We start from the raw sequence: 14100 nt of genomic DNA on the forward strand, positions 1-14100 counted from the left end.
CACGCACACCACGTGAAAGGAGCGGAAAATATGCAATTTTCCTTCACCCAACGCTCGCGCGAAGCCGTCGAGGCGGCAACGCGCTCGGCGGAAACACTGCGCAACACCAACGTCACCGGTCTGCACTTGCTCGCGGCACTGCTCGAACAAGAAGACTCAATCGCCACGGCCGTGCTCACCGACACGGGCGTGCACATCGGCGCGCTCAAAGAGCGAATCACCCAAGAAATCCAGCGCTTGCCACGCCTCACCGGGAGCACCGACCAAAAACCCGTCTTCCAGGGCGATGGCTACGACGCACTTGAAGCCGCCGGGAAAGAAGCCGGCGCCGGCATGGGGCAAGGGGCAGAAGGGTACATCTCGACCGAGCACTTGCTCTACGGCATCGCCAAGGCCGCAAAAACCCCTGGCGACATCCTCAAAGACTTCGGCGCGACCCCGAAAGCGATCCGCGCCAGCATCGCAAAACTCACCAAAGGAACAAGCATGAACAAAGAAAACCCGGAAGGCTCCTTCAAGAGCCTCGAAAAATTCGGGGTCGACCTCACCGCCCGCGCGCGCGAAGGCAAACTGGACCCCGTCATCGGCCGCGACGGCGAAATCCGCCGCGTCGTCCAAGTGCTCAGCCGCCGCACGAAGAACAACCCCGTGCTCATCGGCGAGCCCGGCGTCGGCAAAACCGCCGTCGTCGAAGGCCTCGCCCAGCGCATCGTCGAAGGGGATGTGCCCGAATCGCTCCGCGGCAAGACCCTCGTCTCGCTCGACCTTTCCTCGATGGTCGCCGGCTCGAAATACCGAGGCGAATTTGAAGAGCGTCTCAAGAGCGTCCTCGACGAAATCCGCGACTCGAACGGCAACGTGATCACGTTCATCGACGAGCTGCACACAGTCGTCGGCGCAGGCGGCACAGGCGAGGGCTCCATGGACGCCGGCAACATGCTCAAACCCATGCTCGCGCGCGGCGAACTTCGCATGGTGGGCGCGACGACCCTCGACGAATACCGCGAACGGATCGAAAAGGACCCGGCTCTCGAACGCCGCTTCCAACAGGTCTTCGTGGGCGAGCCAAGCGTCGAAGACACGATCACGATCCTCCGCGGCCTCAAAGACAAGTACGAGGCGCACCACAAGGTCACGATTTCGGACTCGGCGCTCGTCGCTGCTGCCTCGCTTTCCGATCGCTACATCAACAATCGCCAGCTCCCTGATAAGGCCATCGACCTCATTGACGAAGCTGCCTCGCGCCTGCGGATGGAACTCGACTCCTCACCCGTGGAGCTCGATGTTCTTCGCCGCCAGGTCGACCGGCTCAAGATGGAAGAGCTCGCCCTCAAGGGCTCGGACGATCCGGGATCGCTCGCGCAACTCGCGAGCGTCCGCGAGCATCTCGCGGCGCGCACCGAGGAGATGAACGAGCTTTCCGCCCGCTGGGAGCGCGAGAAATCCGGCCTCAACGAGGTGGGCGAGCTCAAGGCAAAGCTCGAGGATCTCCGCATGCAGGCCGATCGTGCCCAGCGCGAAGGCGACCTGAGCCAGGCCTCGAAGATCCTCTACGGCGACATCCCCGAGCTCAAAAAGAAGCTCGTGGAACTTGAGCACGGAGAAGGCACCGAGAGCCGAGCTATTGACGAGGAGCAAAAGCCGCTCGTCGCCGACAAGGTCGGGCCCGACGACATCGCTGGCGTGGTGTCCTCGTGGACCGGCATCCCCGCTGGCCGACTCCTCAGGTCCGAGACGCAAAAGCTTCTCGACATGGAGGACATTATTGGTAAACGCCTCATCGGTCAGCGCAGGGCCGTCGCCGAGGTCTCGGATGCCGTGCGCCGCTCGCGCGCCGGAATCGCCGACCCGAACCGGCCCACGGGATCGTTCCTCTTCCTCGGCCCCACGGGCGTAGGCAAGACCGAACTCGCCAAATCCCTCGCCGAATTCCTCTTCGACGACGAACGCGCAATGGTTCGCATCGACATGTCCGAATACGGTGAAAAGCACAGCGTCTCTCGCCTCGTGGGTGCACCTCCGGGCTACGTTGGCTACGAAGAGGGAGGGCAGCTCACCGAGCAGGTCCGACGCCGCCCCTACACCGTCATACTCCTGGACGAGATCGAGAAGGCCCACCCGGACGTTTTCGACATCCTCCTCCAGGTGCTCGATGACGGCCGCCTGACCGACGGCCAAGGGCGCACGGTCGACTTCCGGAACACTATTGTGATCCTCACGTCCAACTTGGGCGCGCACTTCCTCCAGGACGAGAGCCTCGACGACAGTGCGAAACGCGAGGCGGTCATGAGCGCTGTTCGCGCCGCGTTCAAGCCCGAGTTCGTCAATCGCCTCGACGACATCGTCATGTTCGACTCCCTCAGCCGCGAGGAGCTGCGCCGCATCGTTGGCCTCCAGGTGGCGTCGCTTGCCGCGCGTCTCAAGGATCGCCGCATCACCCTCGAGGTGAGCGACGCGGCCAAGGACTTGCTTGCTGAACGCGGATTCGACCCAGCGTATGGCGCGCGCCCGCTCAAGCGTCTCGTGCAAAAGGAGATCGGCGATGCGCTCGCGCGCCTCATCCTCACGGGCGAGGTCACGGACGATCAGAAGGTCACGGTTGACGTGGAGCACGAGGAGGGGGCGCCGGCCCGCCTCGCCCTCCACTGAATTCCATAGGGGTTGTGGGGGTTATTCGCACCCCTTCACTTGGATTCCATAGGGGTTGCGGGGGTTATTCCTCGGGTTTAGCCCCCGCAACCTACCGCATTGCCTGGCGTCGGAATGCTTCGCGAACCTTGACAACAAGGGGCCACTCGCGAGGCTCCGGCGCCAGCGCATATGGTGACAACTTAAAGTTGACGCGATTGATGCGAGGCATCCCCGGCGCGTCTATTCGATACTTCGCTGGAAACTCGTTGCACCAACCGACATACGGGAGGTCATCTTTATAAATCGGAACGACCTCCCACCCCTCCTCCCGAAGATTCTCGGCGTGGTAGCGGTCGCGCGCCGCCCGTTGCGGCTCTTCGTGGGAGCTTCCCTGATACTCCACAACGACCTTCTGATCCGGGTAGACGAGGTCACGATCGGGAACGACGATTCCTCCGGGCAGCGGGATAGGAATATTGAGCGCCGGTTCGGGAAGGCCCGCCTCGACGAGAAGAAGGCGGCACAGAGTCTCCTGAGGTGAGTCAGAGCCCACGCGAATATTGTCGAGCGCCCATCGCGTATTTGTGGCGCCGTCGATTTTTGGGTATTTCTCGCGCGCGCCCTTGAGGCCAGCAATCGTGCAGTAGGGCCGACTTCGCCCCTCGTAGTTCGGGCGCGGTCGACGCACGAGATAGTCGCCTACGGCCACGAGCTCAAACGGGTTCAGCACCGTCGCAAGATCAAGGAACGTTCGTTCGCGGGACATGATCCTGAGCGGCTTTTTCCACAGGGGCGCGGTGGAGGGGTGCCACGGCATTCCGACGCTTGCTGGGCCACCGTCGGCACCTAAGCCCGCACGAATCTGCTCGGGCTCCACAACAATGACATCGTCGCTTGCCAAAAGATGCTGCCGCCACTCGGCACATGGCTGCGTGGGGGAGCGGTGATGGTAGGGGTAAACAAAGTTCGGAAGGCCATTGAGTTTTTCGGGTATGGGCGCGTGAGCGTCTTGGATACGCGCCAGTTCCGAAGTTGGTGGGGGGGGTCCTGCGCGAGGAATCTGGTGGGTAGAGGAAATCCCCACAAGAGTGCTGCCGAAATTTGAGAGAGCGCGGCCGTGGGACATGCGTGAGTCACGATGCGCGCGTAGTCCCAGCTTGTGGGCGAATGTTCCGTCGGAGCATAGATTCCCCGGTGGAGCTGCTGATAACTCGGCCCGCGGAGCTGATCGCGCGTGACAGCCTGCGCATAGGCCTCTTGGGACGTGAATGCGGTGTGCGCGAGGGCGGCCGGGATAGGAGCTCGGGTGCGTGCCATGGCTTGCATGCTATGGATCGGCAGCTGTCATCATGCGCGCCCCTGGGCGGAGTGGGAGAAACCGAGAAATGTGGAGCGCGAGCCGCCTCAGCGCGTTCGGCGAGAGTCGCTGTTCCGTCTCGAAACGCTCCTTAAATCGAAGAGGTGTGGGGGTCCGAGCCACGCGGCTCAAACCCCCACAACAACTATGCAATTTCAGGGAGAGGGGGCGGTATCCAAACCCCCGCAACCCCTATGCAATTCAGTTAGGAGAGGACGATGTTAACGAGCTTCGGCGCGCGCACGATCACCTTACGAACCTCGTGGCCCTCGATGAGTTTTTGCACGCGCTCCTCGGCAAACACTGCCTTCTCGAGCTCCTCCGCCGAGATCTCCGGATCAACCTCGATGCGGTGGCGCACCTTGCCCTTGACCTGGATGACGCACGTGACGGCGTCGGCAACGAGGTACTGCGGATCCGCAACCGGGTAGGAAGCGCGCGCGAGCGACTCGTCGTGACCGAGCTTCGCCCACAGTTCCTCGGCGAGGTGCGGGGCAAACGGCGAGACCATGAGCACGAGAGCCTCGACGGCCGAACGCGGCGCGCCGCCGCTCTCGCCGGCGACCTTCGTGAGGTGATTGACGAGCTCGATGAGGCGCGCGATTGCGGTGTTGAAACGCATGTGGTCCATGTCGGCGCTCACCGCGTCGATGGTCTTATGCACGGCGCGCAAGGTCTCCACGCTCGGCTCGGCATCGCTCACGATGCACTCGCCGGTGTCTTCGGACACGGCGAGGCGCCACAAACGCTGAAGGAAGCGCTGCGAGCCCACGACGTCGCGCGTGTTCCAGGGGCGCGACAGATCGAGCGGACCCATCGACATTTCGTACACGCGGAACGTGTCGGCGCCGAACTCGTCGTACATGTCGTCCGGGGTCACGATGTTGCGCAGGGACTTGCCCATCTTCCCGTATTCCTGGCGCACGGGTTTGCCATCGTGAGTGAAGGTGCCGTCGGCTTCCTCAACAACCTCGGAGGCGTTGACGTAGACGCCTCGCTCGTCGCGGTAAGCATAGGCCTGCACATATCCCTGGTTGAACAGGGTGTGGAACGGCTCGGCGCTCGCAAGGTAGCCGCGGTCGAAGAGAACCTTGTGCCAGAAACGTGCGTAGAGCAGGTGGAGAACGGCATGCTCGACACCACCGACGTACAGGTCGACACCGCCAGTGGGGGCGCCTTCACGCGGGCCCATCCAGTACTGCTCATTTTCGGGCGCCGAAATCTGGTCGTCGTTCGTGGGATCGGTGTAGCGGATTTCGTACCACGACGATCCGGCCCACTGCGGCATGACATTCATTTCGCGACGGTAGCGCTTCATGCCGTCGCCAAGATCAAGCTCGACCCAGGCCCAGTCCTCCGCGCGCGAGAGCGGGGTCTGCGGCTCGGTGTCGGCGTCTTCCGGGTCGAACGTCTTGGGGGAGAAGTCGTCGAGTTCGGGCAGCTGAACGGGAAGCTGATCGAACGGGAGCGCGATCGGGACTTCGGGGGCGTCTTCCGCGTACACGATCGGGAAGGGCTCGCCCCAGTAGCGCTGGCGGCTGAAAAGCCAGTCACGCAGCCGGTACGTCGTCTTTGCGCGGCCGAAGCCCTTCTTCTCGGCGAATTCGGTCGCGGCAGCGATCGCCTCGTCCTTGCTCATGCCGTTGAGATCGAGCTCGTCGCTGCGCGAATTGATCTTCCTCCCGTCGCCCGTGTAGGCCTGTCCCTCTTCGAAATCGGCGGGCGGTTGAACGGTGCGGATCACGGGGAGCTCGAAAGCGCTCGCGAACGCGTAGTCACGTTCGTCTTCGGCGGGAACGGCCATGATGGCGCCCGTGCCGTAGCCCATGAGTACGTAGTCGGCGGTGAACACGGGAAGCGCACGGCCGTCCATCGGGTTCACTGCGAAAAGGCCCGTGAACACTCCCGTCTTCTCACGCGAATCGGCGGTGCGCTCGGTGTCATCGAGTGCGGCGGCACGTTCCTTGTAGGCGGCGACGGCCTCGCGCGGGCTCGATGCTCCGCCGGTCCAGGCGGACTTCGTGTCTTCGGGCCACGCCTCGGGGAGAGCGCTGACGTCAGACAGCAGCGGATGCTCGGGCGAGAGCACCGTGAAGGTCGCGCCAAACAGCGTGTCCACGCGCGTCGTGAAGACGTCGAACGTGGAGTCGGCGAAGGCGGGGCAGCCGTCGGAATCCAGCGTGAACGTGACCTGCGCACCGCGCGAACGGCCGATCCAGTTCCGCTGCATGGATTTGACCGATTCGGGCCAGTTAACGGTGTCGAGATCCTCGAGAAGTCGATCGGCATACGCGGTGATGCGCAGGTTCCACTGGCGCAAGCGGCGCTTGAACACGGGGAAATCGCCGCGCTCCGAGCGGCCCTCGGCCGTCACCTCTTCGTTCGCGAGCACGGTGCCGAGACCAGGGCACCAGTTCACGGGCGTGTCGCTCACGTAGGCGAGTCGGAAGCAGTTGACGAGCTCCGTCATCTCCTCGGGCGTGTACTGAATGAGGAAGTCGAACGGTGTGTCGTGCTCGGGATTCCAATGCTCGTGATCCGGCTTGCGGTCGTGCCACATCTGCGGGATGTCGATGCCCTGCTGCTCGGCGAGCGCGTACGGATCAACATCGCGATCCTGGATCGCGCCCTTGAGTTCCGAAATGGGCCGTGCAGAGCCGCGTGTGCCGTCAGCCTTCACGAAGTTCGGGTCGTACCACGAGTCGAACAGCTGGAGGAATACCCACTGGGTCCACTTGACGAAGTCAAGATCGGTCGTGCGAAGCGAGCGGCGCGAGTCGTGCGAGAGGCCGAGGCGGAAGAGCTGACGGGCCATGTTCGCAACGTTTTCGTCGGTCGTGACGCGCGGGTGGGTGCCGGTTTGAATCGCGTACTGCTCCGCGGGCAGGCCGAAGGCGTCGTAGCCCATCGTGTAGAGCACATTCTTGCCGAGCATGCGGTTGTGACGCGCGACGGCGTCGGTCGCAATGTAGCCAAGCGGGTGGCCCACATGCAGTCCCTTGCCCGAGGGGTAGGGGAACATGTCCATGATGAACATCTTCTCGCCGAGCTCTTCGGCGCTGCGTCCATCGGAGAGCTCGCCCACGGGGTTGACGGCGTTGAAAGTACCCTGCTCGAGCCACAGCTTTTGCCATTTCTGCTCGATCTGTCCCGCGAGTTCGGCGGTGTAACGGTATGGGGCCTCAGCCATCGTGTCCCTTTCCTCGTGTCGGTGTCGTGCGCCCTCGGTCTCGAGCGCGCATTCAATGTCTCTAGTCTACGTGCTGTGCCTTTGGGGGCCTCGTGAGGGTCCGACGGCCGCCGCGCCAGCATCAGCTCGGCTATACGCCCCGTTCCTCGCCCGTAGGATGGGGGTATGGCGATTCATTTGAGCGAGTATTCGGAATCTTGGGTGGGCGATTTTATGGGGGTCGCAACGACCCTCGTGGACGCCCTCGACGGCCACGGCGGCCAGGGGATCGAGCACATCGGCGCGACCTCGGTTCCGGGCATGGTCGCAAGACCGATCATCGATATCGCGGTGGTCGCTGCGCCACTCGCGCTTGACGAGGCGTGCGAGGCGCTCGCCCCGCTTGGCTACGTGGCCGGCGGCGATCGCCAGGAGGGCGAGGGTTACCGAAAACTGAATACTCCCACGTCGGGAGTGCTTCACTCCCTCACCGTTTTCGATGAGGGATCGCCGCTGCTTCACGCGAGCGTCGCGGCGCGTCAAGTCCTCATGAACAGCCCCGAGCTCGTGGCGGAGTTTTCGGGCTACAAGCGAGGTCTTGCGTTCACGGGGGCGATCGACGTGGACGAGTACCGCCGCGCGAAGGCGCCCATGTTCCAGAAGGTTTTGCGCGAGGCGGGGATGGACGAGGACGCGCTTACGAGCCTCGCGGCGAGCTTCTAGGACTCTTTCACGAGGCGTGCGGCGAGGCGCGGCATCGCGCGCTCGAGCACGTCGAGAGTCCGATCGAAGTCCTCGGCGCCGCCGTACCACGGGTCGGGCAGGGCGTCGCCCGGCTGAGACTCGAGGTCGAAGTCGGTCATGAGAGCGAGCTGCTCCTCGCGGGCTCCAAGCGCACGAAGCCGGTCGAGGTGGAACTGCTCGGCGGCGACGAAAAGATCGGTTCGCTCGATGTCGGCAGCGCTCACCTGACGAGCGGCGTGGCCGCCCGCGTCGTAGCCCTGGGCTTTGAGAACGCGGGCAGCGCGTGGATCCATGGGGTTGCCCGTCTCTTCACTGCTCACACCAACGGAATTGACGGTGATGCCTTCACCGCCTTCGAGGGACGACAGCGCGGAGGCGAGGATGCGTTCGGCCATCGGGGAGCGGCAAATGTTGCCCCAGCATACGGTAGTGACGATCATGCCTCGACCCTAACGTAAAGCGCTTCTCACGCTCCGAAAAGCGAAGCAATCACCATGAGCGCGACCATTGTGCCGACCGATGTCAACAGCGCGATATCGCGCGTCATCTCCTCGCCCACCTCGTAACGCGCAGCGGCGACGTATACGTTTTGCGCGGTAGGCAGCGCAGCGAGGACGACGACCGCGTAAAGCGCCGTTCCCGTGAGATCAAAGGCGAACCGGCCGAGAGCCCAGGCAAAAAGGGGCATCGCGAGGAGCTTGAGGGCAGTAGCGAGGACGATGTCGGCGCGATGCCCCGCCTCCTTCGAGAAAGGCCTCGAGGTGGTGAGCGACATGCCAAACGCGAGGAGCATCCCTGGGATGGAAATGCCCGCGATGACGTCGATCGGTTCGGTGACGAAGGCCGGGAGGTGAAGGTCGAAGCCGAGAACAGCGAGACCTGCCGCGGACGCGACGATCATGGGGTTCACGGCAATTGTTTCCGCGAGGGCGCGTACGCTTGGTCGCTGCCCTGAGACCGCAGAGTGGAGAACCGACTGGAAGAGCGGCGTGAACACCGCCATTTGCCAAAGCGCCACGGGGAGCGCAAGAGAGACGTCACCGAGAACATAGGCCGCGATGGGAAAGCCCATGTTCGCGCTATTGACCATCGAGGCCGAAACCGAGGAAATCACGGTGTGGGGGAAATCCTGCTGGAGGAAAATGCGCGAAAGGGCGGCGGCGAGCAGAGTCGTGAGGAGTGCTGCCAGGGCAGCGACCGCAAAATTGGCGGAGAGTATGAGGTGAAGGTCGCTGTCGATGAGCGACACAAACACGAGGCATGGCCCCGCGATGAAATAGGTCAGGCGATTGAGAACAAAGCGGCCCTGGGGGCCCAAAAGATTGCACCACCCCGCGAATGCGCCCACGGTGACGATCACGGCGATCACGAAGAACCCGCTCACGACTCCCGCCACGTGAGTTACCTCGAGGAAATCTGGTCGGGAGCTCCCGGCACGGCCTGGGCAGGATCGCTGCCGAGCGCGACGATGCGATTCTTGTCATCGACGTGGACAACCCGCGGGGTGTGAGCGGTGGCCTCCTCCGGCGTGAACTGACCGTAGGCGATCAGGATCACGAGGTCGCCGGGGTGTACCAGGTGGGCCGCAGCCCCGTTGATCTTGATCTCCCCGCTGCCCGCCTCGCCTCGAATCACGTAGGTTTCAAGCCGAGCCCCGTTCGTCACGTCGACGATGGCGACGAGTTCGTTTTCGATGAGGCCCGCGGCATCGAGTAAATCGGCATCGACGGTTACCGACCCCACGTAGTGAAGGTCGGCTTGCGTGACGGTGGCGCGGTGAATCTTTGATGTCATGAGTGTTCGCAACACGATGCTCAAGTATTCCACCCCGTGGGCCATCGGGCAGCAGTCATAGACGTGAGTTTGCGAACGAATTGCCCGACCGTCTCTTCCGGTGCCGGGATGGCTCGCGGATACTTGAGGTGTTTACCGCCCCGTTGGGGCCCGGCGCTACGGCGCCCATGAGAAGCACAGGACCGCGCACACGCGCGCAGAAAGGGGCCACTGCCATGCCCAAGTCACGACGGACACACAAAGCAGAGCGCTTCGATGCGATGGCGCTTCCAGAAGAGCTCGTTCAAGAACTTCAGGCGCAAGGCTTCGAGCGTGCCTTCGAAATTCAAGAGGCAATCTTGCCCGATGCGCTCGCGGGACGCGACGTTCTTGCCCGCGCTGAAACTGGATCGGGTAAAACCCTCGCTTTTGCCCTGTCGATGTGTGCGCGTTTTCGGCATCGCAGCTCCCACAGGCGTCGGCCACTGGGAATGGTGCTCGTGCCTACTCGCGAGCTTGCCGTCCAGGTCGTCGACACAATTCACCCGTTCGCGCGTGCCGTTGGTATCAAGGCTCAGCTTGTGTCGGGTGGCATGAACATCAACAAACAGGCCGATGCGCTGCGTCGGGGCGTTGAGATCATCGTCGCGACACCGGGGCGTGTCGTCGACCTCGCTCAGCGGGGAGATCTCTTCCTTGACCGCATCGAGACGACGGTTATTGACGAGGCGGACCACATGGCCGACCTCGGCTTCCTTCCCGTCGTCACCGAGATTCTCGCGCACGTTGAGATGGGCACGCAGAAGATGCTCTTTTCGGCAACGCTCGACGACCAGGTCGATGCGATCACCGACCGCTTCCTCGTCGACCCCGTCACGCACGAGACGACCCCTGTCGCCGCGGCGGTGCAGAACATGCGGCACGTCGTCTATGCCATCAACCCAAAAAAGAAGCGCCAGATCACGGCCCAGATCGCGGCGCGCGATGGTCGCACCCTCCTGTTTACGCGCACGCAACTCGGCGCCGAACGCGTCGCCCAGGAACTCATTGAGGTGGGCATTCCCGCCGCGGCCCTGCACGGCAATAAACAGCAGGGCCTGCGCACGAACGTCCTCGCAGGGTTCCGCCAGGGGGCCTTCGACGTGCTCGTCGCGACCGACGTGGCCGCTCGCGGCATTCACATCGACGACGTTTCGCTCGTGCTGCACGTCGATCCTTCCGATGACGCGAAGGAGTACGTGCACCGCTCGGGCCGCACGGCACGCGCCGGGGCTTCGGGCGTCGTGGTCACTCTCGCCCTCCCACATCAGAAGGACAAGACTCGCCAGGTGCTCGAGGCAGCCCAGGTGAGTCCCGAATGGAGCGAGGTGAATTCCGAAACTGACGAGGTGATCCGGTATGTCGGAGGAAGGACACCGAGCGGGACCCCCGCCCGGGACCCTCAGCTCGTCAAATATAAGGGCGCGCCCCGTAAGCTCGATGTCACCAGGATGCGCGGAGCTAACTCGAGAAACGCCGCGGAACGGCGCGAGAACGAGAAGCGCCGCGCGGTATACGACGAGAACGAAAAGTCACCATTTTCGCGTACGCCCGGTTCTGGCAAAGGCCGCCGCACGGCCGGGAAGAAACGAGGGTCCGACGCTCGCCTGGCACGCGGTGCTTCCCCAGCCCGGTCGCGTGGCCAGCGCCGGTCGCGCTAAAGCTTCACCACACGTCAGATGATCCGCGTTCGACACGATAAGGAGTCCCTCGATGAGCGTCAGCCTGTTTGACCTGTTCAAGATCGGGATCGGCCCCTCGAGTTCGCACACCGTCGGCCCCATGCGCGCCGCGAAAGAATTCGCCGACGAGGCCCTTGCCCACCCCACTATTGGCCCCGACATCGCCGATGTCGAGGTGCATCTGTACGGCTCGCTTGCGGCGACCGGCATGGGCCACGGAACACTCGACGCGGTCGTCCTCGGTCTCGAGGGCAACGACCCCGCCACGATCGATCCCACCGAAGCCTGGGCGCGAGCGAAAGACATCGACGCCAACGGTGGACTCATGCTCGGCGGGCGCGTCCCGGTAAGCCTCCGCCCGTCCACGATCGTGCTGCACCCCCTCACCTTCCTTCCCGAGCATTCGAACGGCATGACCTTCGCGGTGCTCGATGAGGACGGCAACGAGCTCGACAAGCGCACGATGTTCTCGATCGGTGGCGGCTTCGTCGTCGACAAGGAGGAGCTCGAAGCGCAGCAGGCGTCGGAAACCTCCGCAGACGACAGCGCAGCGGGCGCCGATGACGGTGTGAAACCGATTTTCCAAAGTGGTGAGGAGCTTCTTCGCGTGTGCGAAGAAAACGGCATCACGGTTTCGCAAGCGATGCTCATGCGCGAGCGGCAATGGCGAACCGACAGCGAAATCCGCCAGGGGATCCTCGACATTTGGGCAGTCATGGAAGCCTGCATCGAGCGTGGCATGCACACCTCCGGTGTGCTCCCGGGCGGCCTCAACGTGCGGCGCCGCGCAGCAACCTGGCACGACGCCCTTCAGCTCGAAGACCCGAACCATCGCGCCGACAACGCATTCGAATGGGTGAGCCTCGCAGCGCTCGCGGTGAACGAGGAAAACGCGGGCGGCGGGCGCGTCGTCACAGCTCCCACCAACGGCGCGGCCGGGATTATCCCCGCGGTGCTCTATTACGCGCTCACCTACCTCAACTACGACGATCGTGATGACGTCATCGTGCGCTTTATGCTCGCAGCTGCCGCGTTCGGGTCGCTGTGCAAGGAGCGCGCGTCGATTTCCGGCGCGGAAGTGGGCTGCCAGGGTGAAGTTGGCTCGGCGAGCTCGATGGCCGCGGCGGGGCTTGCCGAAGTTATGGGCGCGAAGCCCCGGCAGGTCGAAAACGCTGCCGAGATTGCGATGGAACACAACCTCGGCCTCACATGCGACCCCGTCGGTGGTCTCGTGCAGGTGCCCTGCATCGAGCGCAACGCGATGGGCGCGATCAAGTCGATTACGGCGGTGCGCTTCGCGATGCGTGGCAATGGCGAACACTTCGTCTCGTTCGACACCGTGCTCGAGACCATGCGCCGCACGGGTAAGGACATGCACGAGCACTACAAGGAAACCGCAATGGGCGGCCTCGCCGTCACGGTTCCCGTGTCCTTGCCCGCGTGTTGAGGCACGTGGGCTACCGTTAAAGGCGAATGTTACGCGCCATGCGGGCGCGGCTTCCAGGACAGAAAAGGACGGCTAAGGCCTCATGAACGATAAAGCACGCGGCGACATCAACGGTGATTTCGCACCCGGAGAGAGCCCCGACGAGCTCGAAGCGGCGGCGAAGGTCGCTCCCGAGGTCACGGAGCAGCGCTCCGAAGGTGACCGCGCAACGCTGACCGAAGTTGCCAACTCCCTCGGCATTACGGCCGCGGTTGCGCTTCGCGCCCTTCGCGGCGAATCCGACATCAATTCGAGGCTCGTGACGTCCGTTCGCGAGACCGCCGAACGGCTCCACTACCCGCTCGAAGACCTCGCTCAGGAGGATGACCACCGCGGTGTCGTCGCTGTGCTCGTGAACACGATGCGCAACACGTGGATCTCCGATCTGGTTCGCTCGATCCGCATCGAGCTCGCCGCGACCGGCCGCCACGTCGTGGTTGTGCCGACTCGCCGGCGTATGCCCGAATACCCCGTCACGCTCGAGGAAGAAACGATCTCCTCGCTCACGGCGCTCGGGGTGGATGGCTTCATCATGGCCAGTGAGCTCCCCGAGCTCGACAAGGTCTTTGAGGCCATCGGCAACCGCCCCCTCGTCGCGATCGGTGGATCGAAAGAGCGCATCGGGAAGTCGGACACGGTCCGTATCGACGATGAAGCGGGCTTTGGTCTTCTCGTCGATCACCTTGTGAGTCTCGGCCACAAGGACATCGCTCACGTGGGTGGCGTGGGGTATGCCGTGGCGAAGGAGCGTGCGACCGCCTTCAAGGCCGCGATGAAGCGTCACGGACTCGAGGATCGTGCGCGCGTGGAGCCGGCGGACTTCAGCGAGCAGGTTGGGCAGACCGCCGGAGCGATGCTTCTGCGCGGCAGCCAGGTTCCCACCGCGATCACGTGCTCGAACGATGTGACCGCCGTCGGTGTGCTCTCGGCAGCAGCCGACGCCGGCTTCGATGTTCCCGCTCAGCTTGCCGTCACCGGCTATGGCAATACGTCGCTCGCGTCCTCGGGTATTGCGCAGGTGACCAGCATCGATCCGAACTCGCGCCGCATCGGGGCGCTTGGCGCGCAGATGCTCGTCGAGCGCATCGGCGGTTTCGAAGGGCCCGCACGCGACACCGCGGTTTCGCCGCACCTCATCGTGCGTCGTTCCTCGTCGGCAGGGCCGCGACCCGAGCAGCAGCGCCGCAAGCGCGTGACGATCGACTAAACATCACACGAC

At 63.7% G+C, this 14100-nt stretch carries 10 protein-coding genes; 5 read left to right on the plus strand and 5 right to left on the minus strand.

Features of this window, described 5'->3' with window-relative positions:
* Positions 1-30: 30 nt before the first annotated feature.
* Entirely contained in the window at positions 31-2649 is a 2619-nt protein-coding gene (gene clpB, locus FXY94_RS06880; RefSeq protein ID WP_016664305.1) for an ATP-dependent chaperone ClpB, read from the plus strand.
* 91 nt (positions 2650-2740) lie between these two features.
* Here the strand turns inward: clpB and FXY94_RS06885 are convergent, their stop codons facing one another.
* Together FXY94_RS06885 and leuS are read right to left on the minus strand one after the other, a co-directional pair.
* Positions 2741-3532: a hypothetical protein gene (locus FXY94_RS06885; protein ID WP_147594906.1), complete on the minus strand. Its 792-nt coding sequence runs from the start codon at positions 3530-3532 to the stop codon at positions 2741-2743.
* Positions 3533-4193: 661 nt separating this feature from the next.
* Positions 4194-7178 carry a leucine--tRNA ligase gene (gene leuS / locus FXY94_RS06890; RefSeq protein ID WP_016664307.1) on the minus strand — a complete coding sequence of 995 codons (2985 nt, stop codon included), beginning with the start codon at positions 7176-7178 and terminating at the stop codon, positions 4194-4196.
* A gap of 165 nt (positions 7179-7343) precedes the next feature.
* On the opposite strand from leuS, the gene FXY94_RS06895 reads away from it, so the two are divergent.
* Complete coding sequence (locus tag FXY94_RS06895) at positions 7344-7880, plus strand: GrpB family protein (RefSeq protein WP_016664308.1); 537 nt, start codon at positions 7344-7346, stop codon at positions 7878-7880.
* Here FXY94_RS06895 and FXY94_RS06900 read toward each other — a convergent pair.
* The 3 genes from FXY94_RS06900 to panD are packed head-to-tail and all read right to left on the minus strand — an operon-like array spanning position 7877 to position 9710.
* A complete protein-coding gene (locus FXY94_RS06900) occupies positions 7877-8341 on the minus strand; it encodes a low molecular weight protein-tyrosine-phosphatase (protein ID WP_016664309.1) in 465 nt (154 codons plus the stop codon). The genes FXY94_RS06895 and FXY94_RS06900 overlap by 4 nt on opposite strands.
* Positions 8342-8367: 26 nt before the next feature.
* Positions 8368-9297: an AEC family transporter gene (locus FXY94_RS06905; RefSeq protein ID WP_016664310.1), complete on the minus strand. Its 930-nt coding sequence runs from the start codon at positions 9295-9297 to the stop codon at positions 8368-8370.
* 5 nt (positions 9298-9302) lie between these two features.
* Positions 9303-9710, minus strand: coding sequence for an aspartate 1-decarboxylase (gene panD / locus FXY94_RS06910; protein ID WP_034374752.1), 408 nt, complete (start codon positions 9708-9710; stop codon positions 9303-9305).
* A 200-nt stretch (positions 9711-9910) separates the two neighbouring features.
* On the opposite strand from panD, the gene FXY94_RS06915 reads away from it, so the two are divergent.
* From FXY94_RS06915 to FXY94_RS06925, 3 genes are all read left to right on the plus strand, one after another.
* On the plus strand, positions 9911-11374 hold the full coding sequence (locus tag FXY94_RS06915; RefSeq protein WP_016664312.1) for a DEAD/DEAH box helicase: 1464 nt from the start codon (positions 9911-9913) through the stop codon (positions 11372-11374).
* Positions 11375-11426: 52 nt separating this feature from the next.
* Positions 11427-12842, plus strand: a complete 1416-nt coding sequence (locus tag FXY94_RS06920) for an L-serine ammonia-lyase (RefSeq protein ID WP_016664313.1) — start codon at positions 11427-11429, stop codon at positions 12840-12842.
* Between the two features lie 82 nt (positions 12843-12924).
* Positions 12925-14088: a LacI family DNA-binding transcriptional regulator gene (locus FXY94_RS06925; protein WP_016664314.1), complete on the plus strand. Its 1164-nt coding sequence runs from the start codon at positions 12925-12927 to the stop codon at positions 14086-14088.
* Positions 14089-14100: the final 12 nt, after the last annotated feature.

Origin of the sequence: Dermabacter jinjuensis (genome assembly GCF_902381725.1) — a bacterium.
Classification (GTDB): Bacteria; Actinomycetota; Actinomycetes; order Actinomycetales; family Dermabacteraceae; genus Dermabacter; species Dermabacter hominis.

Coding starts and splice junctions, on each gene's coding strand:
- clpB (WP_016664305.1), top strand. CDS start 31: ATGCAATTTTCCTTCACCCAACGCTCGCGCGAAGCCGTCGAGGCGGCA.
- leuS (WP_016664307.1), bottom strand. CDS start 7,178: ATGGCTGAGGCCCCATACCGTTACACCGCCGAACTCGCGGGACAGATC.
- FXY94_RS06895 (WP_016664308.1), top strand. CDS start 7,344: ATGGCGATTCATTTGAGCGAGTATTCGGAATCTTGGGTGGGCGATTTT.
- FXY94_RS06900 (WP_016664309.1), bottom strand. CDS start 8,341: ATGATCGTCACTACCGTATGCTGGGGCAACATTTGCCGCTCCCCGATG.
- FXY94_RS06915 (WP_016664312.1), top strand. CDS start 9,911: ATGCCCAAGTCACGACGGACACACAAAGCAGAGCGCTTCGATGCGATG.
- FXY94_RS06920 (WP_016664313.1), top strand. CDS start 11,427: ATGAGCGTCAGCCTGTTTGACCTGTTCAAGATCGGGATCGGCCCCTCG.
- FXY94_RS06925 (WP_016664314.1), top strand. CDS start 12,925: ATGAACGATAAAGCACGCGGCGACATCAACGGTGATTTCGCACCCGGA.